The 26,862-nt window shown below is 44.0% G+C and carries 25 protein-coding genes, 1 tRNA gene and 1 riboswitch; of the genes, 15 read left to right on the forward strand and 11 right to left on the reverse strand.

The features are described from left to right. Positions 1-4 precede the first annotated feature (4 nt). Entirely contained in the window at positions 5-592 is a 588-nt protein-coding gene (rsxB, locus tag ACK5MF_RS03550) for an electron transport complex subunit RsxB (RefSeq protein WP_416919432.1), read from the reverse strand. After that, positions 592-1,173 carry an electron transport complex subunit RsxA gene (rsxA, locus tag ACK5MF_RS03555; RefSeq protein WP_416919434.1) on the reverse strand — a complete coding sequence of 194 codons (582 nt, stop codon included), beginning with the start codon at positions 1,171-1,173 and terminating at the stop codon, positions 592-594. The genes rsxB and rsxA overlap by 1 nt, the downstream gene beginning before the upstream one ends. A gap of 306 nt (positions 1,174-1,479) precedes the next feature. Between rsxA and ACK5MF_RS03560 the strand changes: the two genes are divergently transcribed. Beyond that, the gene (locus tag ACK5MF_RS03560) at positions 1,480-1,779 is read left to right on the forward strand and encodes a glucose PTS transporter subunit EIIB (RefSeq protein ID WP_416919436.1); all 300 of its coding nucleotides are present in this window, start codon (positions 1,480-1,482) and stop codon (positions 1,777-1,779) included. Between the two features lie 8 nt (positions 1,780-1,787). On the opposite strand, the gene ACK5MF_RS03565 is transcribed toward ACK5MF_RS03560, so the two are convergent. Further along, positions 1,788-2,792: a substrate-binding domain-containing protein gene (locus ACK5MF_RS03565; RefSeq protein ID WP_416919438.1), complete on the reverse strand. Its 1,005-nt coding sequence runs from the start codon at positions 2,790-2,792 to the stop codon at positions 1,788-1,790. A 414-nt stretch (positions 2,793-3,206) separates the two neighbouring features. Between ACK5MF_RS03565 and ACK5MF_RS03570 the strand changes: the two genes are divergently transcribed. Continuing rightward, positions 3,207-5,324, forward strand: a complete 2,118-nt coding sequence (locus tag ACK5MF_RS03570) for an alpha-galactosidase (RefSeq protein ID WP_416919440.1) — start codon at positions 3,207-3,209, stop codon at positions 5,322-5,324. Positions 5,325-5,521: 197 nt separating this feature from the next. Here ACK5MF_RS03570 and ACK5MF_RS03575 read toward each other — a convergent pair. Then, positions 5,522-5,597: transfer RNA gene (locus ACK5MF_RS03575), tRNA-Asn, on the reverse strand. A 640-nt stretch (positions 5,598-6,237) separates the two neighbouring features. Here ACK5MF_RS03575 and uvrB point away from each other — a divergent pair. From uvrB to luxU, 3 genes are all read left to right on the forward strand, one after another. Continuing rightward, complete coding sequence (uvrB, locus tag ACK5MF_RS03580) at positions 6,238-8,268, forward strand: excinuclease ABC subunit UvrB (RefSeq protein WP_416919442.1); 2,031 nt, start codon at positions 6,238-6,240, stop codon at positions 8,266-8,268. Positions 8,269-8,536: 268 nt separating this feature from the next. Further along, positions 8,537-9,940, forward strand: coding sequence for a quorum-sensing sigma-54 dependent transcriptional regulator LuxO (gene luxO, locus ACK5MF_RS03585; protein ID WP_416919444.1), 1,404 nt, complete (start codon positions 8,537-8,539; stop codon positions 9,938-9,940). After that, on the forward strand, positions 9,937-10,299 hold the full coding sequence (luxU, locus tag ACK5MF_RS03590; RefSeq protein ID WP_416919446.1) for a quorum-sensing phosphorelay protein LuxU: 363 nt from the start codon (positions 9,937-9,939) through the stop codon (positions 10,297-10,299). The genes luxO and luxU overlap by 4 nt, the downstream gene beginning before the upstream one ends. A 171-nt stretch (positions 10,300-10,470) precedes the next feature. Here luxU and ACK5MF_RS03595 read toward each other — a convergent pair whose 3' ends face one another. Further along, positions 10,471-11,361, reverse strand: coding sequence for a YvcK family protein (locus ACK5MF_RS03595; protein WP_416919448.1), 891 nt, complete (start codon positions 11,359-11,361; stop codon positions 10,471-10,473). Positions 11,362-11,612: 251 nt separating this feature from the next. After that, a riboswitch (molybdenum cofactor riboswitch) is annotated at positions 11,613-11,773 on the forward strand. On the opposite strand from ACK5MF_RS03595, the gene moaA reads away from it, so the two are divergent. From moaA to udp, 7 genes are all read left to right on the forward strand, one after another. Further along, a complete protein-coding gene (gene moaA, locus ACK5MF_RS03600; RefSeq protein ID WP_416919450.1) occupies positions 11,761-12,750 on the forward strand; it encodes a GTP 3',8-cyclase MoaA in 990 nt (329 codons plus the stop codon). (Overlaps the previous riboswitch by 13 nt.) Before the next feature lie 140 nt (positions 12,751-12,890). Then, a complete protein-coding gene (moaB, locus tag ACK5MF_RS03605) occupies positions 12,891-13,397 on the forward strand; it encodes a molybdenum cofactor biosynthesis protein B (RefSeq protein ID WP_416919452.1) in 507 nt (168 codons plus the stop codon). Between the two features lie 12 nt (positions 13,398-13,409). Continuing rightward, on the forward strand, positions 13,410-13,889 hold the full coding sequence (moaC, locus tag ACK5MF_RS03610) for a cyclic pyranopterin monophosphate synthase MoaC (protein ID WP_416919454.1): 480 nt from the start codon (positions 13,410-13,412) through the stop codon (positions 13,887-13,889). Then, the gene (gene moaD / locus ACK5MF_RS03615; RefSeq protein ID WP_416919456.1) at positions 13,886-14,131 is read left to right on the forward strand and encodes a molybdopterin synthase sulfur carrier subunit; all 246 of its coding nucleotides are present in this window, start codon (positions 13,886-13,888) and stop codon (positions 14,129-14,131) included. Before moaC ends, moaD begins: the two co-directional genes overlap by 4 nt. 2 nt (positions 14,132-14,133) lie before the next feature. Then, a complete protein-coding gene (gene moaE, locus ACK5MF_RS03620) occupies positions 14,134-14,589 on the forward strand; it encodes a molybdopterin synthase catalytic subunit MoaE (protein ID WP_416919458.1) in 456 nt (151 codons plus the stop codon). A gap of 168 nt (positions 14,590-14,757) precedes the next feature. Beyond that, positions 14,758-15,174 carry a CBS domain-containing protein gene (locus tag ACK5MF_RS03625; protein ID WP_416919460.1) on the forward strand — a complete coding sequence of 139 codons (417 nt, stop codon included), beginning with the start codon at positions 14,758-14,760 and terminating at the stop codon, positions 15,172-15,174. Positions 15,175-15,440: 266 nt separating this feature from the next. Then, positions 15,441-16,199 (forward strand): uridine phosphorylase, encoded by a 759-nt coding sequence (gene udp / locus ACK5MF_RS03630; protein WP_416919462.1) that lies wholly within the window; start codon positions 15,441-15,443, stop codon positions 16,197-16,199. A gap of 78 nt (positions 16,200-16,277) precedes the next feature. Here udp and ACK5MF_RS03635 read toward each other — a convergent pair whose 3' ends face one another. The 4 genes from ACK5MF_RS03635 to metG all read right to left on the reverse strand — a co-directional run bounded on the left by ACK5MF_RS03635 (position 16,278) and on the right by metG (position 20,283). Next, a complete protein-coding gene (locus ACK5MF_RS03635; RefSeq protein WP_416919464.1) occupies positions 16,278-17,084 on the reverse strand; it encodes a hypothetical protein in 807 nt (268 codons plus the stop codon). 334 nt (positions 17,085-17,418) lie between these two features. Beyond that, the gene (locus ACK5MF_RS03640) at positions 17,419-17,775 is read right to left on the reverse strand and encodes a type II toxin-antitoxin system RelE/ParE family toxin (RefSeq protein ID WP_416919466.1); all 357 of its coding nucleotides are present in this window, start codon (positions 17,773-17,775) and stop codon (positions 17,419-17,421) included. Continuing rightward, on the reverse strand, positions 17,756-18,040 hold the full coding sequence (locus tag ACK5MF_RS03645) for a type II toxin-antitoxin system Phd/YefM family antitoxin (protein WP_416919468.1): 285 nt from the start codon (positions 18,038-18,040) through the stop codon (positions 17,756-17,758). The genes ACK5MF_RS03640 and ACK5MF_RS03645 overlap by 20 nt, the downstream gene beginning before the upstream one ends. 164 nt (positions 18,041-18,204) lie before the next feature. Further along, the gene (metG, locus tag ACK5MF_RS03650) at positions 18,205-20,283 is read right to left on the reverse strand and encodes a methionine--tRNA ligase (RefSeq protein WP_416919470.1); all 2,079 of its coding nucleotides are present in this window, start codon (positions 20,281-20,283) and stop codon (positions 18,205-18,207) included. A 158-nt stretch (positions 20,284-20,441) separates the two neighbouring features. Here metG and apbC point away from each other — a divergent pair, with 158 nt between their 5' ends. From apbC to ACK5MF_RS03665, 3 genes are all read left to right on the forward strand, one after another. Next, a complete protein-coding gene (gene apbC / locus ACK5MF_RS03655; RefSeq protein WP_416919471.1) occupies positions 20,442-21,515 on the forward strand; it encodes an iron-sulfur cluster carrier protein ApbC in 1,074 nt (357 codons plus the stop codon). A 249-nt stretch (positions 21,516-21,764) separates the two neighbouring features. Beyond that, positions 21,765-22,406: a uridine kinase gene (gene udk, locus ACK5MF_RS03660; protein WP_416919473.1), complete on the forward strand. Its 642-nt coding sequence runs from the start codon at positions 21,765-21,767 to the stop codon at positions 22,404-22,406. Positions 22,407-22,558: 152 nt separating this feature from the next. Beyond that, positions 22,559-24,709, forward strand: a complete 2,151-nt coding sequence (locus tag ACK5MF_RS03665; RefSeq protein WP_416919474.1) for an AsmA family protein — start codon at positions 22,559-22,561, stop codon at positions 24,707-24,709. Positions 24,710-24,761: 52 nt separating this feature from the next. On the opposite strand, the gene cobO is transcribed toward ACK5MF_RS03665, so the two are convergent. Together cobO and ACK5MF_RS03675 are read right to left on the reverse strand one after the other, a co-directional pair. Beyond that, a complete protein-coding gene (gene cobO, locus ACK5MF_RS03670; RefSeq protein ID WP_416919476.1) occupies positions 24,762-25,367 on the reverse strand; it encodes a cob(I)yrinic acid a,c-diamide adenosyltransferase in 606 nt (201 codons plus the stop codon). A 136-nt stretch (positions 25,368-25,503) separates the two neighbouring features. After that, positions 25,504-26,784 carry an outer membrane protein transport protein gene (locus ACK5MF_RS03675; protein ID WP_416919478.1) on the reverse strand — a complete coding sequence of 427 codons (1,281 nt, stop codon included), beginning with the start codon at positions 26,782-26,784 and terminating at the stop codon, positions 25,504-25,506. Positions 26,785-26,862: the final 78 nt, after the last annotated feature.

A 26,862-nucleotide genomic window follows, 5' to 3' on the forward strand; every position in this document is an offset into this window, starting at 1 on the left:
ATCCTTAATCCCGGTTGCTTTGACGAGAGGTTGCTGCATGAGTCACGTCAACGACAGGAATTGCATTGAGCTGCCATTTCCAAGTCTCTGTGGTGGTTACAACAGGGATCATTTCAATACAATCTGTTGGGCAAGGTGCAACGCAGAGGTCACAGCCAGTACACTCATCTTTGATGACGGTATGCAGTGCTTTAGTGCCGCCGACAATTGCGTCTACAGGGCAAGCCTGAATACACTTAGTACAGCCGATACACATGTCTTCATGAATAAAAGCAACGGTTTTTACTTTGCTACTCAAATCGTGCGCAGATTCTTGAACATCCACGCCCATTAAGTCTGCAAGTTTCTCTATCGTCTGTTGACCGCCCGGAGGGCATTTGTTGATCTGGTCGCCATTGGCAATGGCTTCCGCATAAGGACGGCAGCCCGGGTAGCCACATTGACCGCATTGTGTCTGCGGCAAAATAGCATCGATTTGGTCAACGATAGGGTCTGCTTCAACTTTAAAACGAATCGAAGCAAAGCCCAGAATAGCGCCGAACAGTGCAGCAAGAACGGCAATAGCAATGACAGCAATTAATATGGTACTCATTACAACTTCACCAATCCGGTAAAGCCCATAAAGGCAAGCGACATCAAACCCGCGGTGATCATAGCAATAGAAGCACCTTTAAATGGAGCGGGCACATCAGCTACTTGAATACGTTCTCGCATCGAAGCAAACAGAATCAACACCATTGAGAAACCCACCGCTGCACCAAAACCGTAGATGATCGACTGAATGAAGTTATGGTTTTCATTGATGTTCAGTAATGCCACACCTAACACGGCACAGTTGGTCGTAATAAGTGGCAGGAAAATACCTAACAAGCGATAAAGTGTCGGGCTGGTTTTGTGTACCACCATTTCAGTAAATTGAACCACAACCGCAATCACGAGGATAAAGCTCATGGTGCGCAGGTATTCAATAGCTAAAGGCTTAAGGATGTAACTTTCTACAAGATACGAACATACGGAAGCCAAGGTTAAAACGAATGTCGTCGCTAACCCCATGCCAATTGCAGTTTCTAACTTTTTGGATACGCCCATGAAAGGACACAAGCCCAAAAACTTTACCAGTACAAAGTTGTTCACCAGCACAGTGCCGACTAACAACAAAAGATATTCGGTCATAATTATGTAATGTCTTCGTTCCGATCTCGGTATTATCCTGCTTTGCGTAGTCAATAACAACCAACGAAAGATAAGGTTTTCAATTTCAGAATAAAAAAACAGCAAATTTTACGTGCTAGATTGAGATCTTCCAGCAATATGCTTTAAAGCTCTTGTCTATGATCTGACTTTGTTCGGTATGAGGTTTTTATCCTAAAACGCTGATTTTTCTTCGTGCGTGTCTATAGCATAGTTTATGCTAATGTATACATTCTAGGCTTATTCATTGTATTGACAGCAAATTATCTCAGACACTAGCAGGTTTCTATGATTGATAAAATTCGCCAGTTTTTTAATTTTTTAGTGGAAGTCAACCCAAACATTGGTCAGGAAACCGACGGCATAGTGGCAGCGGTGGGCGGTTTAGATAATATTGTTCATGCCGTTGCGTGTGCCACAAGGCTGAGATTGCAGCTTAATGATGCGGATTTGGTCGATGCCGATTTCCTGAAATACAACGGAGCCTTTGGTGTGGTTCGGCTAGATAAACACAATGTGCAGATCGTCTATGGCGTAAAAGCGAATAACTACGCACAGGAAATCGACGATAGGCTCCAAGCTCTTTAGGAGGGAGCTTACCGAGCTCTGCCTACTGATGAGCGCCGAACCAAAGTGGGCATGAAAAGTTTGCTATTGGTGCGATCCACCTGTTCGTTGTTGACTAGCTGCAAAGAAAGTTTGACCGCCTCGTTCGCCATTAATTGGATCGGATAACGAATAGTCGTGAGACGCGGGTAGACAAAGCGAGCCATGTGTCCGTCATCAAATCCTATTACCGACATCTCTTCCGGAATTCGAATTCCATTTTCTTGCAGTAACACTAAGCAGCCTGCGGCCATATAGTCGTTGTAGGTCGCCACAGCGGTAATAGCGGTATTTTTTGCCATCAGATTAACCATAGCCTGTTCACCACCAAGTTCATCGGGTTCGCCATATTCAACGTATTCATTTCTGGCTTCTATGCCGTGATCACGCAGTGCATCAAAGTAACCAGCAAGCCGGTCATGGGCGTCGTCAATATTATGGCTAGAGGCAATATACCCGATATGTTTGTGACCGTTTTTAATCAGATACTCGGTCGCGATGTAGGCGCCGCGACGGTTATCTAATGCAATGCAGCGATTGGCAATTCCTAGCACCACTCGGTTGATCAGTACCATTCCCGGGACTTCTTTTGCTAGTTTCGTTAGTTCGTCGTCGCTCATTCCTTTGCTGTGCAACACAAGGGATTCACAGCGACTGTTGATCAACAAATTGATGGCACTGCGCTCTTTTTCCGCATCATGATAGCCATTGCCGACCAGTAATTGCTTTTCTTGTTCACTGGCGATGGTATCTATCGCTTTTACCATGATGCCAAAAAAAGGTGCAGAAACGTCACTGACCAAAACGCCAATAGCGTTGGATGACTTACTCACTAGTGCTCGCGCGTTTGCATTGGGGCGATATCCTAGTTTTTCCATCGCCGCTTTGACGGCAGTAATTGCTGTTTCGCTGGTGTGTGGGGCGTTATTGATCACGCGAGATGTGGTTGCAATGGACACGCCAGCTTCTCGTGCAACATCTTTTATGGTCGCCATATTTGCATCTGCCTCAGGTATTGATGAGAAGGTTTTAATATCGTTTCCACGTACTCAAACGTATCGAGTGCGAACGGTAAAAGCAGTTCTCTGAAAATGTTTTCAGGTCTAGTGACTTTTGATAGCGTTTATTAAATATCGGTTGTCCACTCAACTCAAGAGCTTAAAGTCTAACTAATGCGCAAGCTCAAGCTTTTAATTATTTCCAATGTACAGTTATTTCCAATAGCGAATAAGCCAAATCTCTATGCTACGGCTAGCTGCCACTGCAAGTCGTTTGGGTATAGAGATGAATAATTGAGATGAATAGTTAAGATGGATGGAAACGTTTCCATGATTATGGTGTCAATCACAGAAAGTTTCTCTGTTTTGCTTATGATATCGGAAATTCAAAGGGTTGAAGGAGAATGGACAGTGACGGAGCCTGTATTAATTAACTTAACCGGTAAGCGTAGCCAGCTTATTGTTGAAGTTGGAGAGTTTGCCGAAATCCTCCATTGGGGAAAACCTGTTCGAGGTGCTCCAGAGAATTTCAGGAAGAGTTTGTACCGTCCTGTACCTTATGGCCGTCTGGATAAAGACGTTGCAATGACACTCAGTCCTGAATTGGGGCGTGGTGCTTTTAATAGCCCGGGTGTAGAAGGGCATCGTGGTGGTATCGATTGGGCTCCGGTTTTTGTTGTACAGCAGATCTCGGAAATTGACACAGGCGTGCGCATTGAAAATGTTGATGAGCTTGCAGGCTTGGCACTGACGACGGAACTCTGTTTAGACTCCGATGATGTGGTGAAAATCCGCCACACGCTAACCAATTTAAAAGCGGGCGTTTATCAGGTCAATCGTTTAGCCAATACCTTACCTTTGCCGGCAAGAGCCAACGAACTGATGACTTTCTTTGGTCGATGGGTTCACGAGTTTCAAACAGCTCGTCAAGCTTTAACTCAGGGAGGGTATCAGCAGGAAAACCGTCGCGGACGGACTTCCCATGAACACTATCCAGCATTGGTCGCAGGTGAGCAGCATTTCGATGAAATAATCGGTGATGTGTGGGGGTTCCATTTCGCCTGGAGTGGTAACCATCGAATGCGTGCTGATGTGAAGGCCGATGGGCGTCGTCTTGTGCAAGCGGAAGTGATTTATTTCGCAGGCGAAGTCGCTTTGGCACAAGGGGAAAGTGTCACCACGCCTTGGCTGTATGCTAGCTACAGTGATAAAGGGCTAAACGGGATGAGTCAGCAGTTTCATGCTCATGTACGCCATTCCATTTTATCTAAAGATTTTTCATCTAAACCGCGCCCAATCCATCTCAACACGTGGGAAGGCATCTATTTTGACCATGATCCTGACTACATTATGTCGATGGCATCGCAGGCGGCAGAAATGGGTATCGAACGCTTTATTATTGATGATGGCTGGTTCAAAGGACGTAACGACGATAAAGCGGCATTGGGCGACTGGTTCCTCGATGAAAGCAAATATCCTCTGGGGTTGACACCCATTGTTGAGCACGTCAATCAGCTTGGCATGGAATTTGGTTTGTGGTTTGAGCCGGAAATGGTCAACAAAAATTCAGATCTTTACCGCCAACACCCTGAATGGTTACTGGCAGTGGAAGGGTATGAGCAGCCGACTGGGCGTAACCAGTATGTAATTGATTTGCAGAATGAAGACGCATTTAATTATCTGTTTGAACGACTTGACCATTTTTTGTCTAGCTACAACATTGCTTATATCAAGTGGGATATGAACAGGGAAGTGGTTCAGCCTGCTCATGCCGGTCAGGCTGCCGCACATAAACAGACACAGCGTTACTATCAGTTGGTGGATAAGGTTCGAGCTAAGCACCCACTGGTGGATATCGAATCGTGCGCTGCGGGCGGTGGGCGCATTGATTATGAAGTGTTAAAACGCACGCAACGTTTCTGGGCATCAGACAATAACGATGCTTTAGAACGTCAGAGCATTCAACGTGGCATGAGTTATTTCTTTCCGCCGGAAGTGATGGGCAGTCATATCGGCGCTAGTCATTGCCACAGTACGCGCCGTAGACACAGTATTGAGTTCAGGGGACTAACGGCTTTATTTGGACACATGGGTATTGAGCTAGACCCGGTAAAAGAGAACCAAGAAGAAAAACAAGGCTTTGAACATTATGTAAAATTGCACAAAGTGCTTCGTCCGTTATTACACAGCGGAACGACGTGGCGTGTTCCCAGTGAAGACAAAGCTCATCAGATCCATGCTGTTGTATCGCAAGACCAGACTGAAGCGGTGGTGTTAGTCTCTCAGCTTGCGATGCCAACTTACTCATTAAGTGGTCACTTGCGTATGGTTGGCTTAGACCCAGAGTCCGTTTATCAAGTATCAGTGATTGATAAGCCTAGTAACTTCAACCGTATTGTGGCTTGTCAGCCCGAATGGACGACAACAGGCTGTGAGGTCTCAGGTGAATGGTGGCAAAACGTCGGGCTAACAATGCCGATCCTCGATGCTGAAACGGCAATATTAATAAAGCTGGATAAGATTAGATAAAGGCTATTCAAATGACTTAAAAGACAGGCATCAGTACGTACACCGTAAATTGGAACATACGGACAATGTACCTATTTGTGTACTTAAACTTCTAAGCTAGTACGAGTCAGGAAAAGACGTTAAGAGAATGCAATCCCTTGAAATAGCTAGGTTTAGATACAAAAAAAGACGTCCTAGGACGTCTTTCTTCTGGAATTTGGCTCCCCCTGCAAGACTTGAACTTGCGACATACGGATTAACAGTCCGCCGTTCTACCGACTGAACTAAGGGGGAATTGCATTACGCGAGCGGATGTTACTTAGAGGGGCGGAGAGTGTCAACCTTTACACTGCAAAAATTAGCGATTTTTTTCAAAAAAAACAGTTTACTTTTCTGTACCCCTTATGGGTATTGAGTTGGATTTACTTATCCACCAAATTTGTGGATAAGTGTGTTAATGAAACTTGAGCAATCTTTTTGGTTGTGGCTATTTAAGTGAGAAATTTAAATGTAATCGATTGTATTAAATTGATAACTGATTGAATTTGTTTGTGTAAATCTGGTTATCCACTGTTGTTTAATCAGCTTTGAGATAAGAGTAATAAAGTAAAGTTAATGTTAAAAATAAATATTTTGGGGAAAACCAGTGGATTAATTTTTTGGAATTTTAAACAGATATAACTCGGCGGGGCAGTGATGTTAACAAACTTCCAAGATAGATGCGAATACTATTTTTCTGCTCTGATAGATCTGAAACACAAGTTTGATTTGTGAATTTACATTTGTTTCATTAATGTTTTTCTGTGAGGTTAATTGTTGATTTCTATGGATTGGTTTTGTGATTGGTAATTATGACTTGCCATGCTGCAATCCAAGCAGCGACAATAGCTCTCTGTTTTACACCTCCGAGTAAAGATTGCAGGAAGAATGCGTAATGAGTAAGGCGTTTGAATTGGTATCAGACTATCGTCCGTCCGGCGATCAGCCTCAAGCCATAGAACAACTTTTGCAAGGAATAGAAGCCGGATTGGCTCATCAAACACTGTTAGGTGTCACGGGGTCAGGTAAAACATTTACTCTGGCGAATGTTATCGCTCAGTCTCAGCGACCGACTATTTTGCTCGCACCGAACAAGACTCTTGCCGCTCAGCTTTATGGCGAGATGAAATCATTCTTTCCGAACAATGCTGTCGAATATTTCGTTTCTTACTATGACTACTACCAACCAGAAGCCTACGTACCGACCACAGATACCTTCATTGAGAAGGACTCTTCGGTTAACGCTCATATTGAACAAATGCGTCTTTCTGCGACTAAAGCCCTGCTTGAGCGTAAAGATGCCATTATCGTTGCGTCTGTGTCTGCGATTTATGGTCTGGGTGACCCCGATTCCTATTTGAAAATGATGCTTCATTTGCGTCGAGGAGATGTAATTGATCAGCGAGATATGTTACGTCGACTCGCTGAGCTTCAATATTCACGCAATGATGTGGCGTTCGAACGTGGCCAGTTCCGTGTACGTGGCGAAGTTATTGATATTTTCCCTGCCGAATCAGACCAAGATGCGGTGCGTGTGGAAATGTTCGACGATGAAGTTGATTGTATCAGCCTGTTTGATCCATTAACGGGTGCGATCAAGCAAAGAGATTTGCCTCGCTTTACGGTATATCCGAAAACCCACTATGTCACTCCGCGTGAACGGATTTTGGAAGCGATTGAAAGCATTAAAGTCGAACTTGAATCGCGTCGCAAATATTTGCTTGAGAACAACAAGTTACTGGAAGAGCAGCGCATTACACAAAGAACCCAGTTCGATATTGAAATGATGAACGAATTAGGTTTTTGCTCCGGCATTGAAAACTACTCTCGATTCCTGAGTGGTCGTAACGAGGGTGAACCACCACCGACACTGTTTGATTACCTGCCGCACGATGGTTTGTTGGTGATTGACGAATCACACGTTACGGTACCGCAAATCGGTGCGATGTTTAAAGGTGACCGCTCGCGTAAAGAGACATTAGTGGAATTTGGTTTCCGTCTGCCGTCAGCGTTGGATAACCGGCCGCTCAAATTTGAAGAATTCGAAGCTCTGGCACCACAAACGATTTTTGTCTCTGCGACACCGGGTAACTATGAATTGGAAAAATCTGGCGGTGAAGTAGCTGATCAGGTTGTACGCCCGACCGGTTTATTAGATCCACAACTTGAAGTTCGCCCAGTGTCAACGCAAGTGGATGATTTGCTTTCGGAGATCCGCATTCGTGCAGCGAAAGACGAGAGGGTGTTAGTCACAACGTTAACCAAACGTATGGCAGAAGATCTGACCGAATATCTGCATGAACATGGCGTGAAAGTCAGATATCTGCACTCGGATATTGATACTGTTGAACGGGTCGAAATTATCCGCGATTTACGTCTGGGAGAGTTTGATGTTCTCGTCGGTATTAACTTGCTGCGTGAAGGCTTAGACATGCCTGAAGTATCGCTGGTGGCTATTTTGGATGCGGATAAAGAGGGCTTTTTGCGCTCAGAGCGTTCACTGATACAGACCATTGGTCGTGCGGCACGTAATATCGAAGGGAAAGCGATTCTTTACGCAGACAGCATTACTAAGTCGATGAAAAAGGCGATGGATGAAACTGATCGCCGTCGTGAAAAACAACATGCGTACAACGAAGAGATGGGGCTTAAACCTCAGGCGCTAAAACGTAATATCAAAGACATTATGGAGATTGGCGACATTGCTAAATCTCGCAAACAGAAAACGAGCAAAGTGGTTGCGTTGTCTAAAGTTGCTGAAGATGCCGCAAATTATGGTTCTTTGACGCCGCAGCAATTGGATAAAGAGATCAGTAAGCTTGAAGGTCAAATGTACAAGTATGCGCAAAACTTAGAGTTTGAGTTAGCGGCGAAAACACGCGATCAGATTGAAGAGTTAAGAAAGCAGTTTATTACCAATTCTTAGCCATTTATTGGTGAAAATGTTGGGTAAAAAATAGCCAATAGAAATCGCTCTATTGGCTGTAATTTTGTGAATATCATATTCACTAACAACGTCAGTTGGCTAGGTGACCCGTTAGGGTCACTATGAAATTAGCATTTAGTGTGCCATGTATGACATGCTGATATGGGCTGATTTTCATACTAAATATATGGTTTTGCTGCAGCTTGTTTGCAAAATGCAACTTCTAATGCAATCATCAAGCAAAATGCAAATAATAAATGGCTAGATTATGCAACACAATTACACACCACAAAAGGCAAAGTACTTATTGATGGTGGAAGATACGGCATCCGTTGCGGCGTTGTATCGTTCTTATCTCACTCCACTTGAAATAGACATCAATATCGTCGGCACAGGGCGCGAAGCAATTGAAAGTATTGCCGCGCGTGAGCCGGATTTGATTCTTCTTGATCTTCGGCTGCCAGATATGACGGGTATGGACGTTTTACACGAAGTGAAACTGAAATCACCTGATGTTCCGGTCATATTTATGACCGCTCACGGCTCGATTGATACGGCAGTAGAAGCGATGCGGCACGGTGCTCAGGACTTCTTGATTAAGCCTTGCGAAGCAGACCGATTACGGGTCACGGTAAACAATGCCATTCGCAAAGCCAGTAAGCTGAAAAATGATGTAGATGGTATTAATAACCAAAACTATCAAGGTTTTATTGGCAGTAGCCAAACCATGCAAGCGGTTTATCGTACTATAGACTCGGCGGCAACCAGTAAGGCGAGCATCTTTATTACGGGCGAGAGCGGTACTGGTAAAGAAGTGTGTGCTGAAGCGATTCATGCCGCGAGTAAACGAGGCGATAAGCCGTTTATTGCTATTAACTGTGCTGCGATTCCTAAAGATCTGATTGAGAGCGAACTGTTTGGTCACGTAAAAGGCGCCTTTACTGGCGCAGCTTCAGATCGCCAAGGTGCAGCCGAATTGGCAGACGGTGGCACGCTATTTCTCGATGAACTGTGCGAGATGGATCTAGAATTGCAAACAAAATTGCTGCGTTTTATTCAGACCGGAACATTTCAAAAAGTGGGTTTCTCAAAAATGAAAAGTGTCGATGTACGATTTGTTTGTGCAACCAACCGTGACCCATGGAAAGAAGTGCAGGAAGGGCGTTTTAGGCAAGACTTGTATTACCGCCTATATGTCATTCCTTTACATCTGCCACCTTTACGTGAGCGTAGCGATGATGTGATCGAAATTGCTTATTCGTTGTTAGGTTATATGTCCAAAGAAGAAGGCAAAGGCTTTGTGCGTTTGTCACCCGAAGTGGTTGAACGCTTTAGACGTTATGAGTGGCCGGGTAACGTCCGACAATTGCAGAACGTATTGCGCAATGTGGTGGTTTTGAATGATGGTAAAGAGATATTGAAAGAGATGTTACCACCACCGCTGAACGTACCTCAGCAACGTGTTGAATCGGTTGAAATGCCAATCAGTGCTCCGATAAGTGCTCATGAAATATTTCCTCTTTGGATGATAGAGAAACAGGCGATCGAAAAAGCGATAGAAGCGTGTGATGGTAACATTCCTAAAGCGGCGGGTTATCTGGATGTTAGCCCTTCAACCCTTTATCGAAAACTACAAACGTGGAATGAAAAAGAGAAGGAAAGTAAGTCGTGATGGAAGTGCTAAATCAGGGCAAAATAGATAAATTGGCGAGAGAAATTGGCGGGGAAAACGTTCCTCTGTTGGTTGAAATCTTTCTTGGCGAGCTGGTCGCTTATCAACAGAGTTTAACTGGTGATGAGTTAACCGATAAAACTCAGTACCTTAAAGATATTAGTCATGCGCTAAAAAGTAGTGCTGCCAGCTTTGGTGCTGATAAGCTTTGTGCTAAAGCGCTCGACATCGATGCAAAAGCAAAGTTAGGTGAACACTTTGATGAAGGGATTGAAGCCGCGAATATGGTCGATATTCTCAATCAGACTCACGGCTACTATCAGCAGTTATACCGTTCTAGAAAAATTTCGGATCAGTGAATGGGTATCGATAAGCAAACCTTCTGAGCCAAGGATGGCTCAGCGGAGCCCCATGGAAGGGTTTATGTGTGTTTGTGTTCGATGCCCATTCGCTGTTCCACCAATGCTCAATTTGATCATATTTTTACCTAGGATTAATCAGGTAAATGAACAAGCTGTTCATTGCGGTCGTTAACCGTTTAGCTGTTCTTCGATGACCAGACGTAATTTGTCTCGGTCATGACGCCAATCGCGGTTTGGTGATGCTAAATCGCGAGTGATACAGTTCCATCTCTCTTTTAGGTCGGGATGTTCTTGTGGACCCAGTACCGCATCAATCTTGCGGTTTTGACAGGCTCTCTCACACCACTCCAGTTTCTGCTTTAAGCTCATGCGCCCAGCAGGGCCATATTCTGGTGATAAGTTTTCCACAAAGATCACTTTGGCTTGTTTGTTGCCGAATATTGCCTGACCAATTTTCGGTAACAGCAAAGGCGGCATAATACTGGTAAGAAAACTGCCCGGACCAAGGATAATGGCATCTGCCTGAGCAATCGCCTCCACGCCTTCTAGGGTTGCTGGTACTGTGGGTTCAAGATCAAGGCGTAACAGATCATCTTCCATTTCATCGACACTGGTTTCACCGGTAACCCATTGACCATTGGTGGCCAAAGCGGTGAGATCAGAAGGGTGTTCAGACATCGGAATGATATTGACATCGACTTTGAGCATAGCTCGGATAAGGTTAATGGCATCCAGAGGACGCACGGATAAGTTATCTAATGCCGTTAACATTAGGTTGCCCAGATTATGACCATCGAGTTCGCCGCTGCCTTTAAAACGGTATTCAAACATCATCGAACTGATGGAAGGATCGGTAATCAACTGGTTAATACAATTACGAGTATCGCCCCATGCGATACCACCTTGGCAATGACGAATACGTCCTGTCGACCCACCGTTGTCAGTGGTTGTCACAATGCCAGTTGCGTTAGAACCAAAATGTTTCAACGCAGCTAAAATGCGTCCTAACCCATGACCACCGCCTATCGCAACCACTTTTTTATCTTGATATAAATTCATAGTTTTTATTCTTCTAATCCTTGATATAGCTAGGTTCAATAGAAGTCATTATTGCTCTGGTATGAGCTAGCTCACCACGCAAGTTACTTGGATATACTAGAATGTACAGGATACCGATAACGACATGTACTTATTTGGAGGTAAATTAGGACATTGGTTTTCTTTTGTAACTGATTTACTAGAAACATGACGATTTTTTCAGTATTTTACACTCAGTAGTCGCTGATTAGATAAGTTTCTCACTTGCTAACCGGCTGCCATAACTCCGAGCTTGCTCATCTAAGTTAGCAATGCGTTATAAGCATACGTTATAAGCAATATGATGAATAAGCCAGTGGCATGTTGTCACAAGGGCATAAGTGGAAATGCTTGTGCCTCCCGTATTTGGAAAGGTGTTCCTTGGCGCAACAATTCGAAGATAAATTCCAGCGTAAATTTTATTATTTGCGCCTATCAGTTACCGATGTATGTAACTTCAAATGTACTTATTGCCTGCCTGATGGTTATAAACCGTCGGGCAGCAAAAACTCATCTTTTTTAACCCTTCCTGAAATCAATCGTGTGGTGAATGCGTTTGCTGATTGCGGTACTTCAAAAATCCGCATTACTGGCGGTGAACCGACGTTACGCAAAGATTTTACCGATATTATTCGTATAGTAGCTGACAAACCGAACATAAAAAAAATCGCTACCACGACCAATGGTTATCGGATGGAAAAGGGCGTTGCAGAATGGAAAGAGGCCGGTCTGACTCATATCAATGTCAGTGTTGATAGCTTAGATCCAAGAATGTTTCAGCAAATCACCGGTGAAAACCGCTTCCATCAAGTGATGGCCGGTATCGATCGCGCGTTTGAAGTTGGCTATCAGCAAGTCAAAGTGAATGTGGTGTTGATGAAAGATCGTAACCACAACGAACTTCCACTATTTCTGAACTGGATTAAACATCGCCCAATCCAATTGCGTTTTATTGAACTGATGCAAACCGGTGAAATGGATGATTTGTTTACTCAGCATCATATCTCTGGTGTCACTATTCGTAACCAATTGATTGCCAATGGTTGGATTCTAAAGGCAAAAGAGCACAATGATGGTCCCGCACAGGTCTTTATTCACCCCGATTATCTGGGGGAAATCGGTCTTATCATGCCGTACGAAAAGAATTTCTGTGAGAGCTGTAACCGTCTGAGAGTTTCTGCTCTTGGCAAACTTCATCTCTGCCTGTTTGGCGAGCAAGGTATTGATCTCAGAGATTTATTACAACAAGACGCACAAGAAGCAGAGCTGATCGCGCGTATTCAGATGCAGTTACAAAACAAATCCGTCAGCCATTTTCTTCAACAGGGAAACACAGGTATGACGCCGCATTTAGCTTCTATTGGCGGTTAAAATTAGTACTGGCGGTTAACAGAGGCCGCTGTTTATTGATATTCAGATTATTGGTATTCAGATTACATCGCGAAAGCGTCAGGCTTTCGAGGTTAGTCTAATTAAATTAACGAACTAGAAAATTACATTAGGGTGGGCAAATGGGTCACGCAGAAAGCAAATTTCAGCCAGCAAATATCGCAGTTCTAACCGTTTCAGATACGCGAACAGAAGAAAATGATACTTCTGGTCGCTACTTTGCCGAGCAACTTCAAGAAGCGGGTCACCATTTGGCAGACAAGCAAATCGTGATTGATGACATGTACAAAATCCGTGCGGTCGTTTCGCAGTGGATTGCTGATGAAAAAGTTCAAGCGGTATTAATCACTGGTGGTACTGGTTTTACCTCTCGTGACAGCACGCCTGAAGCGTTAAAGCCTCTATTTGACAAAGAAGTGGAAGGCTTTGGTGAGCTGTTCCGCATGGTCTCTTATGAAGAGATTGGCACGTCTACCATTCAATCACGCGCAGTGGCTGGTTTTGCAAACCATACGGTTATTTTTGCCATGCCAGGTTCAACAGGCGCATGTCGCACTGGCTGGACAAAAATTATCAAACAACAGCTAGATGCTAGCCATCGCCCATGTAATTTTATGCCGCATTTATAAGAGTGAACAATTATGACCCAATTCACTCATATCAACGCTTCGGGTGAAGCGAACATGGTGGATGTTTCTGCCAAAGCGGAAACAGTAAGAGAAGCGCGTGCCGAAGCTTTTGTGCATATGGCGCCAGAAACGTTGCAACTGATCGTCTCTGGTCAACATCACAAAGGTGATGTATTTGCTACGGCGCGTATCGCTGGTATTCAGGCAGCAAAGAAAACATGGGATTTAATTCCGCTTTGCCATCCTTTGTTACTGTCTAAAGTAGAAGTTCAGCTCGAAGCGATAGCAGCGGAAAACAAAGTGCGGATTGAATCGGTATGTAAATTGGCCGGAAAAACAGGTGTTGAAATGGAAGCCTTAACGGCGGCTTCTGTGGCAGCGTTAACGATTTACGATATGTGTAAAGCGGTGCAGAAAGATATGGTGATCGGGCAAATTCGTTTGCTGGAAAAAACGGGCGGTAAGTCAGGTCACTTTAAGGTAGATGTATGATTAGTGTGTTGTTTTTTGCCCAAACGAGAGAGTTGGTTGATTGTGATGGACTGACACTAGAGCATGAGTTTGCTTCAGTCGAAGATTTACGTGCTCATCTTGCCGCGCAGTCGGATAAATGGGCTTTGGCTTTAGAGTCAGGTAAGCTGCTTGCCGCGGTGAATCAGTCCATTGTACCGATGGACTTTCCTCTGACAGATGGTGATGAAGTCGCATTCTTTCCACCAGTAACGGGAGGTTAACGATGAACGCATATGTTTCGGTTCAGGTAGAAGACTTCTGCGTTGCACAGGAATATGCAACACTTTCGTCTGGTACAGATGCAGGGGCGGTGGTGACTTTCATTGGCAAAGTTCGTGACATGAACTTAGGTGATCACGTTACTGGGTTGCACTTAGAACATTACCCTGGCATGACTGAGAAATCCCTTAACGAAATTTGTGAAGAGGCGAATTTACGTTGGCCGTTACTTCAACTGCGCTTGATTCACCGTATTGGCGATCTCGATATTGGCGACCAAGTGGTTTTTGTCGGCGTAAGTAGTGCTCACCGCTCGGCTTCTTTTGAAGCTTGTGAGTTTGTCATGGACTATTTAAAAACTAAAGCTCCATTTTGGAAGAAAGAGAGAACCGACGAGGGCGCTCGCTGGATAGACTCTCGTGAATCGGATGCTAAAGCTGCGCTTCGTTGGGCTAAGTAGTGTTTTCGGGCTAATGAAGTTGTTTCAAAGTTACAAACAATCGATGTTATTTGCGCTAATAGTTTAAAACTATCGAAATAATTGGTGATTCCCATTTAGTAAAATCAAGAAATTAGTCAACACTTAGAGTATTAGCCCCCTTTACGTAAGGAATCTAAGGAGACTGAAATGGATTCACTAAAAGTAAAAGATTATATGACCGTAAAAGCGGTGACCTTTACTCCTGATATGTCTTTGTCTGCCGCATTAGATAAGGTGATTCGTTCTGATCACTTAGGTGGACCGGTCATCGATGACAAAGAGCGTGTGATTGGTTTTCTTTCTGAACAGGATCTGCTCGATAAGTTGGTCAAAGTCAGTTATTTCTGCCAAGACACTCATATCGTAAGTGACTGTATGCACAAAGAGGTCCTTTCCGTATCACCTGAGATGTCGGTCATAGAACTGGCTGATATGATGAAAGTCGGCAAACCGAAAGTGTATCCAGTGGTAGATAGCGGCAAGTTAGTCGGAATCATTACACGACGCGATGTATTACGTGCGATAGGAAAAACGTTAGCTAACTGTTTTAAGCATCCTGTATAAACATGACGACGAGTTTCGCAGTTGAAACCGATATTCTCAGCTGAAACTGATAGCTGAAGGCACAGAAATTAACTGTGTCTTTTTTTGCTTTAAAAATAGTCGATATCGCCATTTTATGTGATACGAATCTCTTAATGGTGAAACGAAAGTGTTATTTGCTTTCATTGGTGTGATTATTGTCACTCTATAACTTTGTGCAGTAAGCTAAAGTTGTGCTGTACCTAATTATATTTATGAGCTGAATAAGCCACATGAAGGAGCAACTTATGTCTAAAGCCGTATTCCATCTTGGTGTTACCGAAGCTGATCTTAATGGCGCCACTCTTGCGATCATCCCGGGTGATCCAGCACGTGTACAAAAAATTGCAGAACTGATGGATAACCCTGTATTTCTAGCAAGCCACCGCGAATACACGCTTTACCGTGCAGAATTAGACGGTAAGTCCGTTGTTGTTTGTTCAACGGGTATCGGTGGACCTTCAACTTCTATCGCGGTGGAAGAGTTGGCACAACTCGGCGTTCGTAGCTTCTTACGTGTTGGCACCACCGGTGCTATTCAGCCACATGTTAATGTTGGTGACATGATTGTGACCACAGGTTCTGTTCGTCTTGATGGTGCAAGCCTTCACTTTGCTCCAATGGAGTTTCCTGCCGTACCTGATTTTGATGTGGCGATTGCGATGAAGCAAGCAGCTGAAGAGAGCGGCGCGGCTGTTCACATGGGTATTACCGCTTCAAGTGATACCTTCTACCCGGGTCAGGAGCGTTATGACACGTTCACTGGTCGTGTGGTTAAGCGCTTCCAGGGTTCAATGAAAGAGTGGCAAGAAATGGGCGTACTGAACTTTGAAATGGAATCTGCAACGCTACTGACTATGTGTGCAAGTTCCGGTTTGAAAGCCGGTTGTGTGGCTGGCGTTATCATCAACCGTACTCAAAAAGAAATTCCAGATCACGCAACGCTTAAAGAGACAGAAGCTCGTTCAATTAAAGTGGTAGTTGAAGCCGCTCGTAAGATGCTTTAGAGCTTGAATTTATAACAACTTAGACAAGAAGCACATTGTAAAACGCCATACTTTTTGCAGTATGGCGTTTTTCGTTCATCATGCAACGATGAGTTTTGGTAAAGGGATGTAGAGGCTTTCACTCACATCCGCCAGCATTTGGTCGTAAACATGGGCAATACTTAGCGACACATCTGAAGTCAGTTGATATAGCTGCTCTTGAGAGATGTCGAAAGCTGGATTCTCATGGAGCTCACTTAATAGATGCATGGCTTTAGAGCATGCTGGAGATGCAATTGAAAGTGGGCTAATCAATGCAAGCTGATTGAGTTTACGTCGCAATAAATCGCAGTAATGACGTAAACGTGCTGAACCATCCTGGGTATGCATATCTTCAATAGCAATTCGTAATTGTGTCAGAGTATCCATCGAATCGATCACTTGTTGCCAGTTCATGTGGTACTCATTGCTTAAATCTTCTCGGTTTGACTCCACCAACCAAGCCAGCATCACTTCATCCATCAAAAACATGCAGTGGCGAATCGCTTTGCCATGCATCATCTGATTGCGGGACACACTTCTGTCCTGCCAGTTATTCATCAACGCTTTTAGTTTAAGCTGCAGTACGCGATACATAGGTTTGTTATCGAAGTGTGAAGTTGAGATCAGGTGGTTTGATTTTTCGTGCAGTAAATCTTGTAAATGGCTCAGCTCTGCATCTCTTTTCTCACCAAACATCAGTGCGTGGTGAGTCGCACTGCGATGTTGGCGGCTCAGATATAATAGTTGCCGAAGATCGATAAGAAGTTCGTACTTACGTTGCAAAGTTGATTCTCTTTGCTTTGAATAGAAGAACATCAAACCAAGTATGCCGATTGAGATCAGCATCGAGACAATGACAAACATAACCAACTCCTTGTTGCTACCTTGTCGTTGAGACACAACCGCTGCAACTGTGCGTCAACCAGTGAAAGGATTTTATTGTTTACTAAAGGAATTGCAGCTTTAATGCCAAGGTTTATTTCTTTTTAAATCAATAGGTTAAAGTTTAATCAATTGAAATTTCGCACCATTAATGTGCAAATTGAACTAAAAGTGTGAACTGGTTCATAAAAAAACTGAAAGTTCAGGGGCGGTCAATTATGGACAGTTTGGAATGAGCATTTAACCGTTTGGAGCGGTTAAACTCTCAAAGTTACGTGTCATCCGATAGTGGGTTTCCACTTATTACTTCAGATGACTATAAATTTTGGAACAGACAATAGTCTATAAGCTGCTTTTCAACGCTCTGTTTAGTGCTTAAAAAGAGCAACAAATCAATACGCACCTCGTCTTCATACTCATTTACCTCGTAAAGCAAACGAAAACCTTTGAAGTTTACGTTACGAACCGAATTAACACCTAAACTCATTAGCTCAGGGTTACGTGAATACGAATAGGGCTGCTCACTAACTTGTTGTTCGAACTCTCTTAATGCATCCTCAACACGCTCGATAATCACTGCTTCATCATTCCACTGACTATAGTGAGTGATGACATTATCAAGCGTTTTTTCAAAGGTCTCTGTTGTGTAAATACTAACTGGTTTTTTTGTCATGGTTATTGTTCTCTCCATCCAATTTTGTTCGTCGCTCTGACAAACGATTTTTAAGACTATCGAGAGTACTTACACGACCATTAGTGACATCTTGCTTAGCAAAAGTGACTAACTTCATCATAGCGATTGCCTCATCACGTTGTCTTTTATCTTCATAAGATTCAACAACATATTTAGGTATACCATTTTGTGTAATTACTAACGGTTCATTGACTGGCAAATCTGCCGCATTTTTTTTCAAATAACTTACTGTTTCTGTTCTCATGTTTGGTCGCTTCCTCTTTGATAAACGCTTGAACTAAATTTAAGCCAAATTAAGTCCTACATCAATGGCAGGACTAAATTTAGTTTTTTAATAGACCTAGCGATGAACAAAAAAGCCCTAACGAATCACGCTAGGGCTTTTAAAAAGTTTGCTTTAAGCGGCAATTACATCACACGCATACCAGGCTGAGCGCCTTCGTGTGGCTCTAGAATCCATAATTCACTGCCACCAGGACCAGCGGCTAGGATCATGCCTTCAGACATACCGAATTTCATCTTACGAGGCTTAAGGTTGGCAACCACCACGGTAAGCTTACCGACTAACTCTTCTGGTTGGTAAGCGGCTTTAATGCCAGAGAATACTTGGCGCATTTCACCACCAATATCTAACTGGAATTTCAGTAGCTTGTCTGCTTTTGGCACCGCTTCGCATGAAACAATTTTGGCAATACGCAGGTCAATTTTTGCAAAGTCATCAAATTCGATTTCTTCTGCAATCGGGTCTTTGCTTAGCTCAGTTGCACTTTCTTTAGAAAATTTGGCAGCTTCTGCTTTTTGTTTCGCAGCGACTTCAGCGGCTGCATCTTCTTTCGATGCTTCGATCATCGCTTCGATGTTCTTAGGATCGATACGGTTGAACAGTGCCTTAAACGCTGTGATCTCATGGCTCGTTAACGGAGCTGCGATACCTTCCCAAGTTAATTCTTGGTTTAGGAATGCTTCACTGCGAGCAGCTAGCTCTGGCATGACCGGTTTTAGGTAAGTCATAAGTACGCGGAACAGGTTGATACCGACAGAACAGATATCTTGCAGTTCTTGATCTTGACCTTCTTGTTTGGCAACAACCCAAGGTGCTTTTTCATCCACGTATTGGTTCGCTTTGTCTGCCAGTGCCGTAATTTCACGAATCGCGCGACCAAATTCACGAGCTTCAAATTGCTCGGCAATACGGTCAGCCGCGGCTACGAATTCGTTATAAAGTTCTGGTTCAGCAAAGTTGTCTGAAAGCTTGCCAGCAAAACGCTTAGCAATGAAACCTGCGTTACGAGAAGCAAGGTTGACAATCTTGTTAACCACATCAGCATTGACACGTTGAGTGAAGCCTTCAAGGTTAAGGTCTAGATCGTCAATACGGTTATTGAGCTTCGCAGCGTAGTAGTAACGCAGACATTCTGGATCTAAATGCTCTAAGTAAGTACTTGCTTTGATGAAAGTGCCCTTAGATTTAGACATCTTCGCACCGTTAACGGTGACATAGCCGTGAACGAATACGTTGTTTGGTTTACGGAAACCAGAACCGTCGAGCATCGCAGGCCAAAATAGGCTGTGGAAGTAAACGATGTCTTTACCGATGAAGTGGTAAAGCTCTGTTTTGCTGTCTTTGTTCCAGTATTCGTCGAAATCTAAATCGCTGCGTTTGTTACATAGGTTTTTAAATGAACCCATGTAGCCAATCGGTGCATCCAGCCAAACGTAGAAAAACTTGCCTTTTTCGCCTGGAATTTCAAAACCGAAGTAAGGTGCATCGCGGGAGATGTCCCATTGTTGCAGGCCAGACTCAAACCACTCTTGCATTTTGTTGGCGGTTTCAGCTTGAAGAGAACCTGAACGAGTCCACTCTTTTAGCATGCTTTCAAACTGAGGCAGGTCGAAGAAGAAGTGCTCAGAATCTTTCATGATTGGCGTAGCACCAGAAACTGCAGACTTAGGATTGATAAGCTCAGTTGGGCTATAGGTCTCACCACAAGCGTCACAGTTGTCGCCGTATTGGTCTTCTGACTTACACTTAGGACAAGTGCCTTTTACGAAACGGTCTGGCAAGAACATCTCTTTTTCAGGATCGAACAATTGAGAAATAGTTCGGCTAGAAATAAAACCGTTCTTTTTCAGCTCTAGATAAATGTGTGAAGCCAGCTCACGGTTTTCATCTGAATGTGTGCTGTGGTAGTTGTCAAAGCTGATATCAAAGCCAGCGAAGTCTTTTTGGTGTTCTTCACTAACAACGGCGATCATCTCTTCTGGTGTCATACCCATCTGTTGTGCTTTTAGCATAATTGGCGTGCCGTGAGCATCGTCAGCACAGATGAAGTTTACAGTGTTGCCGCGTAGACGTTGGTAGCGAACCCAGATGTCAGCTTGGATGTGTTCAAGCATATGACCTAAGTGGATCGAACCATTAGCGTACGGAAGGGCACAAGTTACCAGCAATTTCCTTGCGGTAGAGAGTCTTGGATCGTTTGCCATACTTAATATTCGCTTTCTTGATAGGTATAAAAATTTGATGGGTAATACTACCCCATGAGCCACCTAACTCCAAGGTATCAAAGCTGTGATTGCCTTAGTTTTTTCAGGGTTCAGTACTGGCTTCGCTGGTGGTAGCATAGAGCAAACAAGGAGGACCTATGCGTCAATTCAGTTCAAAGCAAGATTTTTGTGATTGGTTAAACCAATTTCAGCATCCTTTTCTTATCCCTGAGTGGGCTTCGCAAGCAAACATTGTTTCGGTTGAAGCTCAAGGTTTTAAAATAACACTTCCTTTTGCCTCATGCTCTTTAGCTGAAGATCTTTCAAGTTGGATTAGCCAACAGCAGCAGTCAGGTGAAGTACCTTCTTTCCACTATGAGGTTGTTATCAGCCCTAAAGCGCTAGAGACTCACGTCGCTGCAGAAGTGCGTGGGGTGAAAAACATTATTGCGGTGACTTCAGCCAAAGGTGGAGTGGGCAAGTCAACAACGGCGGTAAACTTAGCATTAGCGATTGCCAAATGCGGTGCCAAAGTCGGTTTGCTTGACGCCGATATCTATGGCCCTTCGGTACCAATGATGTTGGGACAACTCGATGCCAAACCAGAAGTTCGTGACAATAAATGGATGCAGCCAATCAAAGCGCATGGCATCTACACGCATTCTATCGGTTATCTGGTGGATAAGTCAGACGCGACTATCTGGCGCGGTCCTATGGCGTCGAAAGCATTGGCGCAACTGCTCAATGAGACAGAATGGCCAGAATTAGATTATTTGGTGATTGATATGCCACCGGGTACCGGTGATATTCAACTGACGCTTTCGCAGCAAATTCCGGTGACAGGTGCTCTTATCGTTACCACACCGCAAGATTTGGCATTGGCGGATGCTCGTAAAGGTGCGGCAATGTTTGACAAAGTGGATGTTCCGGTTATTGGTATGGTCGAGAATATGAGCTATCACATCTGTAGCCATTGCGGTGAAAAGGAGCACATCTTTGGTCGTGGTGGTGCGCAGACCCTCGCCAATGAGTTTGGGTTATCGTTGCTTGCGCAAATTCCGCTGCACATCAGTATGCGTGAAGATATTGATGCTGGTAAACCAACGGTCGTCTCACGTCCAGAAAGTGAGCATACCGCCGAATACATTCAATTAGCCGGAAGGGTCTGTGCATCTATGTATTGGCAGGGAAAGGTTAAACCAGAGTCCATCATGTTTACTATGGTGGAATAGTAAACATGATGGAATAGTGGCGGTTAGCCATTTCGCCGTAAACCCTCGCCCGCTGAGGGCGGGGATATAAGATATCAATGCTGATTAAATCGATCAGAGCGGATGTAATCGTTTGTTCTGACTTTTTATTGTCCAATATCAGAAATTCCTGACATTTAAAGCAAATGCAAACTGGTATAACTTTTTTTAACTCCCTATAATCAGGCGGTTTAACTTTATCCCCCAAATACACGTATCGAGTGCACATACATGTCTGATAATAATCAATGCGTCATCGTTGGTATCGCCGGCGCATCAGCTTCTGGTAAAAGCCTGATAGCGAGCACCATTTACAATGAACTGAGTGCGAAAGTGGGTGACCACCAAATTGGTGTGATTACGGAAGATTGCTATTACAAAGACCAAAGCCAACTGAGCATGGAAGAGCGTGTTAAAACCAATTACGACCACCCAAGTGCGTTGGACCATGATTTATTGTGTGAACATCTAACACAATTGATGAACGGTCAAGCCGTTGACGTTCCAGAGTACAGCTACACAGAGCATACTCGAACAGATAACACCAAGACAATGACGCCAAAGAAAGTCATTATTTTAGAGGGTATTCTGCTGCTGACGGATCCACGTCTGCGTGAACTGATGCAAGTCACTGTATTTATGGATACGCCACTAGATATCTGCCTATTGCGCCGTGTTAAGCGTGATGTGGAAGATCGTGGTCGTACTATGGATTCAGTATTGAAGCAATATCAAAAAACGGTTCGTCCTATGTTCCTCCAGTTTATTGAACCGTCAAAACAATATGCTGATATTATCGTTCCTCGTGGTGGAAAAAACCGTATAGCTATTGATGTATTAAAAGCACACATCGCAAAATTGCTAAAATCATAATTTTGACTAATGCTTGGCATTAGCCGACTTTATTTTTTAACTGAAAAGTGGCACTTTAAGTGCCACTTTTTTTATATCTATATCATTGATTAACCGATTAAAAAGCATCGGTTAATCACGGGTGTTGATGTTTTCAAGCAAGGATAAAACAGATGAAAAAACTGTTGCTCTTGGTTGCTGTACTTTTGGTCGTCGTTTTAGGCGCGGTTGCAGCACTTGTTTTGTTGGTAAATCCTAATCAGTTCAAGCCGCTAATTGTTGAACAAACGAAAAAGCAAACCGGGCTCGACCTCGTTATCGAAGGGGATATCGGTTGGCAATTTTTCCCTTCTATCGGCTTTGACATAGGTAAAACCGAGCTGAAAAACCCTGAAGGTTTTTCCCATCCCAATTTGTTTAAAGTCGACAACGTTGGTGTTGATGTTTCTGTGATGCCACTACTGGACAAGCAGCTAGTGATTGGCAATATCCAGCTTGATGGCGCGGAAATCTATTTTGAAACGCTCAAAGATGGTACAACCAACCTAGACAGTTTGACTCAGGCAAAAACATCGCAAGACGCGGTTGAATCTCAAACTTCAACGCAACCTCAAGATAGCGCTTCGTCTGGTGATACCTCGTCGTCGTCTGATAATGCCGCTCAAGGTAATAGCCTTCAAGACTGGTCAATTCAATTGGCCGGAGTAACGGTAAACAATGCGCTGTTAGATATCCAAGATCATAAAGCGGGTACCACAACAAAGCTCTACGATGTTCAGTTGCAGATCGATGAATTCGAGGTTGAGAAGTGGACATCGGTAAAAGTTTCAGCGAAGGGAACCAATAACCAGCAGAAATTTGCTGCTGCTGCGAATGCTGAGATTAAGTTAACCAGTGATTTTGTTGAGTATCATCTGCGTAATATCGCTGTTGATGCGAGCTTTAGCGATCAATCAAACAATATTGAATCGGCGAAGTTAGCTTTGGCAACGTTTGATTTCGACAAACCCAACACACTGGAATTTTCTGTAAAGGGTAAGGCCGCCGACATGATGTTGGATGCCAAAGGCTCAAGTTCATTAGTGGTGAACAAAGAAATCACTAAAGTTGCGGCCAATGGGTTCAAACTGGAGGCGAACTTAGAAGGTGCGGCATTGCCTCAATCACCAATGCAAGTCGGCATGCAATCGGATATTGCTTTTGATATCAGCAAAAGCACTCTCAATGTTGTTCTTGCGCAGTTGACAGCCAATGCATTGCAGTTTGACGGCAAGCTCAATGTTGTCCTTGACGATATTCCGCAAGTTAGATTTAGCCTGCATAGTCCAGATATTGATGTGGATGCCTTGCTAGGTACAGAGCAAACAACTAACGCTAAACCATCGGATAGCAGTGCTCAACCAACAGCTTCTCCAGCTAAACCAATAACCACTAGTCAACAAGAAGTGGAACCTGATCTTTCTGCACTGAAAACATTGGATGTGGCGGGTGACATTACTATTGATAAGCTCAAAGCGAGTAATGCAAAAATGCAGCAAGTGAAAGCCGATTTTGTGGTTAACCGTGGGCTGGTAACGCTGAAATCGTTGACTGCCAATTTATATCAAGGAAGTGTTGCCGCTTCAGCGGTGGTGGACGCAAGAAAAACACCGGCGACTTATACGATCAAGAAATCGGTTAAGGGGGTGAAAGTACAACCTATGCTGGTGGATGTGCTTGATAACGATATGCTTGAAGGTACCGGTAACATCGACGTTAACGTGCAAGGTAAAAGCTTAACGCCTACAGGAATTCAGGAGAACCTTGTTGGTACTGTGGCAATCAATTTTGCCGATGGTGCTGTCAATGGTATCAACATCGCGCATATGTTACGCACCAACTACGCCAAAATTACTGGTGGCGATACCACAGAAGCGGACCAAGTGAAGAAAACCGATTTCAGCGCTATGACAGCGACACTGAAATTGGACAAAGGTAATGTGACGACGGATGATTTGCAGATGCAGTCACCAGCACTGCGTATTCGAGGTCAGGGTAAAGCCAACTACTTAAATGAGACGGTAGACTTTACTTTAAGCACATCCGTTGTCGGATCGCTGAAAGGTCAAGGTGGCAAAGATGTTGATGAACTGCGTGATGTGACTATTCCGGTGAATATCTCCGGTAAATGGTCTGATCCTAAATACAAATTAGTATTTGACGATGTTCTCAAACAGAAAGCGAAAAAAGAAGTGGATCGAGGTATCGAAAAATTGAGCGATAAGATCAAAAACGAAGATACCAAGAAAGTGGTTGATAGCTTACTGAAAGGCCTGTTTAACTAATTTTCTGTTGGTACACCCCCTCAGTTGAGGGGGTGTTAGAGAGGGGAATTAACTACCAGTCAATGCCTTGCAATGCTTTTACGCCCGCTTCAAAAGCGTGTTTGGTGTTCTTCACTTCTGAAACGGTATCTGCCAAATCAATCAAAGTGCGGTGAGCGGCTCTGCCTGTAATGATCACTGACTGCATAGGGGGGCGACTCTCAAGCGCTGCGACAACTTCATCCAGTTCAATGTAACCGTAATTAACCATATAGGTCAGTTCATCAAACAGGATGACATCGATAGACTCGTCTTTAAGCATGCGTTTACATTCTTGCCAGACTATCTGCGCCGCAGCCGTATCACTTTCTTTGTTTTGTGTATCCCAAGTAAAGCCGGTTGCCATTATCTGGAACTCAACCCCCAACTTCTCAAGCAAGTTTCGTTCACCGTTGTCCCACGTTCCTTTAATAAACTGAGCGACGGCGCATTTCTTATTGTGTCCAACGGCGCGGGCAATAGTACCAAATCCTGAAGTGGATTTTCCTTTACCATTGCCAGTGATCACCAACAACAACCCTTTCACTTCTTGAGCTGCGGCAACGCGGGCATCCACTTTTTCTTTCACTTTCTGCTGGCGCGCTTTGTGACGCTCTTGTTTTACATCATCGCTGGGCATAACCATTCCCTTTTTTCAATCTGATCGTTATGACTATGATAGCTTAACGAGGCGTGAGCAAACACAGAGCAAAAGCAAGGAATTAAAAAAGAGACCAGTCGTGAATACTGGTCTCTTAAATTATGTAAGCGTGCGATTAAAAACGGTAACTTGCTTGTACGCCGAGTAGCCAAACACTACCGGTTGTTTGACCAACAAATGAGCCACCAACGGCTGCTGCTTTGTCATCCGATTCATAACCGCGTGACTCTTTAATTGATGCATCTTTTGCCACAATATAAGTAAAGCCAGCATCGACAGTAAGCTGCTCTGTGACGTTATAGCCAGCACCAAGGCTTAACCAGATGCGATCTGTTTCTGGGATGGTGATGGTTCGGTTTTGCCCGCTTACCGCACCCATGTCGTAAGCAACACCACTGCGTAGAGCTAGTTTTGCATCTAACTGGTAAGTTGCACCGATTGCGAAGCGGTAGTTATCTTCCCAGTTTTCCTCTTTAACCATTTGAGTGCCTAATTTATTCAACTCGGCTTCAAGTTGTTCGAAGCTGCTCCAGTCAGTCCAGTTAATGCTGCTGTGAATAGCGAGTTTTTCTGTTAATTGATGGAAACTCGCCAGTTCTGCGCTTGCTGGCATGGTCAGGATCATATAACCGCTATCATTGAGTACGGTTGAGCCATTGAAGATTTTCGCAGTGCCAGACAATTTTAGATCGACTTCTGACTTATAAGAGACGCCAATACGGTTGTTTGGGTTGATTTGCCATGCAGCGCCAGCTTGCCAGCCCCATGCCGTATCATCACCTTCCATATATTTTAGAGTAGTACCTTGTGGCAAATGGTAGGCGTTATTTTCTGGAGCGGTAGCGCCAAAGTGACCTTCGCCCATCACATAACGGACGCCACCACCAATACTCACCGCTTCTGTTAGCTGATAACCCAGGTTAGCGTTCACTTCCATGGTTTTAACCATCGCTTCGTTACCGAAGTGGCTTGCGGCAAAGTCAGAGCTTAGTTCTGTTTCCATACCGTAATTTGTGCCGAATGCAACGCCTGATACCAGTTGGTCGTTGATTTGGTGTGATAGGTAAAAACTCGGTACCACAGCGTCGTTGGCATAATCATTCGATTCAGCACCAGTTGAAGAGCTGCCTAATGTCACGTCGCCATGTACATCAATGTTTGGATTAACATAAATAGCGCCAGTTGAAACCTGTGTACCTTTTAGATAAGTCAGCATTGCCGGGTTACGCCATTGAGCGCCAGCATTGTCTGCCATCGCTGCTTCACCGGCGTATGCGCGACCCAATCCCGTTGCTGAGTATTCAGCAAGTTGAAAACCTGCTGCTTGAGATAAAGTTGATACGCTAGCTAAGCTAGCGGCCACTGCTAAAGTAAGGAGAGTCTTGTGTGTTTTCATTCTTATGTTCGCTGAATTTTTTAAAATTTGAACGGCAAAGTCTAAAAGCGAACACAACAGATGAATAACGTAAATCTA

This window comes from Vibrio sp. (assembly GCF_047973365.1).
Lineage (GTDB): Bacteria > Pseudomonadota > Gammaproteobacteria > Enterobacterales > Vibrionaceae > Vibrio.

Bases quoted from the DNA above. Each gene is read 5' to 3' on its own strand.
- ACK5MF_RS03565 (WP_416919438.1), bottom strand. From the start codon at position 2,792: ATGGCGACCATAAAAGATGTTGCACGAGAAGCTGGCGTGTCCATTGCA.
- metG (WP_416919470.1), bottom strand. From the start codon at position 20,283: ATGGCAAACGATCCAAGACTCTCTACCGCAAGGAAATTGCTGGTAACT.
- ACK5MF_RS03625 (WP_416919460.1), top strand. From the start codon at position 14,758: ATGGATTCACTAAAAGTAAAAGATTATATGACCGTAAAAGCGGTGACC.
- ACK5MF_RS03645 (WP_416919468.1), bottom strand. From the start codon at position 18,040: ATGAGAACAGAAACAGTAAGTTATTTGAAAAAAAATGCGGCAGATTTG.
- ACK5MF_RS03635 (WP_416919464.1), bottom strand. From the start codon at position 17,084: ATGTTTGTCATTGTCTCGATGCTGATCTCAATCGGCATACTTGGTTTG.
- moaC (WP_416919454.1), top strand. From the start codon at position 13,410: ATGACCCAATTCACTCATATCAACGCTTCGGGTGAAGCGAACATGGTG.
- moaB (WP_416919452.1), top strand. From the start codon at position 12,891: ATGGGTCACGCAGAAAGCAAATTTCAGCCAGCAAATATCGCAGTTCTA.
- ACK5MF_RS03665 (WP_416919474.1), top strand. From the start codon at position 22,559: ATGAAAAAACTGTTGCTCTTGGTTGCTGTACTTTTGGTCGTCGTTTTA.
- ACK5MF_RS03560 (WP_416919436.1), top strand. From the start codon at position 1,480: ATGATTGATAAAATTCGCCAGTTTTTTAATTTTTTAGTGGAAGTCAAC.
- luxO (WP_416919444.1), top strand. From the start codon at position 8,537: ATGCAACACAATTACACACCACAAAAGGCAAAGTACTTATTGATGGTG.
- udk (WP_416919473.1), top strand. From the start codon at position 21,765: ATGTCTGATAATAATCAATGCGTCATCGTTGGTATCGCCGGCGCATCA.
- ACK5MF_RS03595 (WP_416919448.1), bottom strand. From the start codon at position 11,361: ATGAATTTATATCAAGATAAAAAAGTGGTTGCGATAGGCGGTGGTCAT.
- apbC (WP_416919471.1), top strand. From the start codon at position 20,442: ATGCGTCAATTCAGTTCAAAGCAAGATTTTTGTGATTGGTTAAACCAA.
- uvrB (WP_416919442.1), top strand. From the start codon at position 6,238: ATGAGTAAGGCGTTTGAATTGGTATCAGACTATCGTCCGTCCGGCGAT.
- ACK5MF_RS03640 (WP_416919466.1), bottom strand. From the start codon at position 17,775: ATGACAAAAAAACCAGTTAGTATTTACACAACAGAGACCTTTGAAAAA.
- moaE (WP_416919458.1), top strand. From the start codon at position 14,134: ATGAACGCATATGTTTCGGTTCAGGTAGAAGACTTCTGCGTTGCACAG.
- udp (WP_416919462.1), top strand. From the start codon at position 15,441: ATGTCTAAAGCCGTATTCCATCTTGGTGTTACCGAAGCTGATCTTAAT.
- moaD (WP_416919456.1), top strand. From the start codon at position 13,886: ATGATTAGTGTGTTGTTTTTTGCCCAAACGAGAGAGTTGGTTGATTGT.
- ACK5MF_RS03675 (WP_416919478.1), bottom strand. From the start codon at position 26,784: ATGAAAACACACAAGACTCTCCTTACTTTAGCAGTGGCCGCTAGCTTA.
- cobO (WP_416919476.1), bottom strand. From the start codon at position 25,367: ATGCCCAGCGATGATGTAAAACAAGAGCGTCACAAAGCGCGCCAGCAG.
- rsxA (WP_416919434.1), bottom strand. From the start codon at position 1,173: ATGACCGAATATCTTTTGTTGTTAGTCGGCACTGTGCTGGTGAACAAC.
- rsxB (WP_416919432.1), bottom strand. From the start codon at position 592: ATGAGTACCATATTAATTGCTGTCATTGCTATTGCCGTTCTTGCTGCA.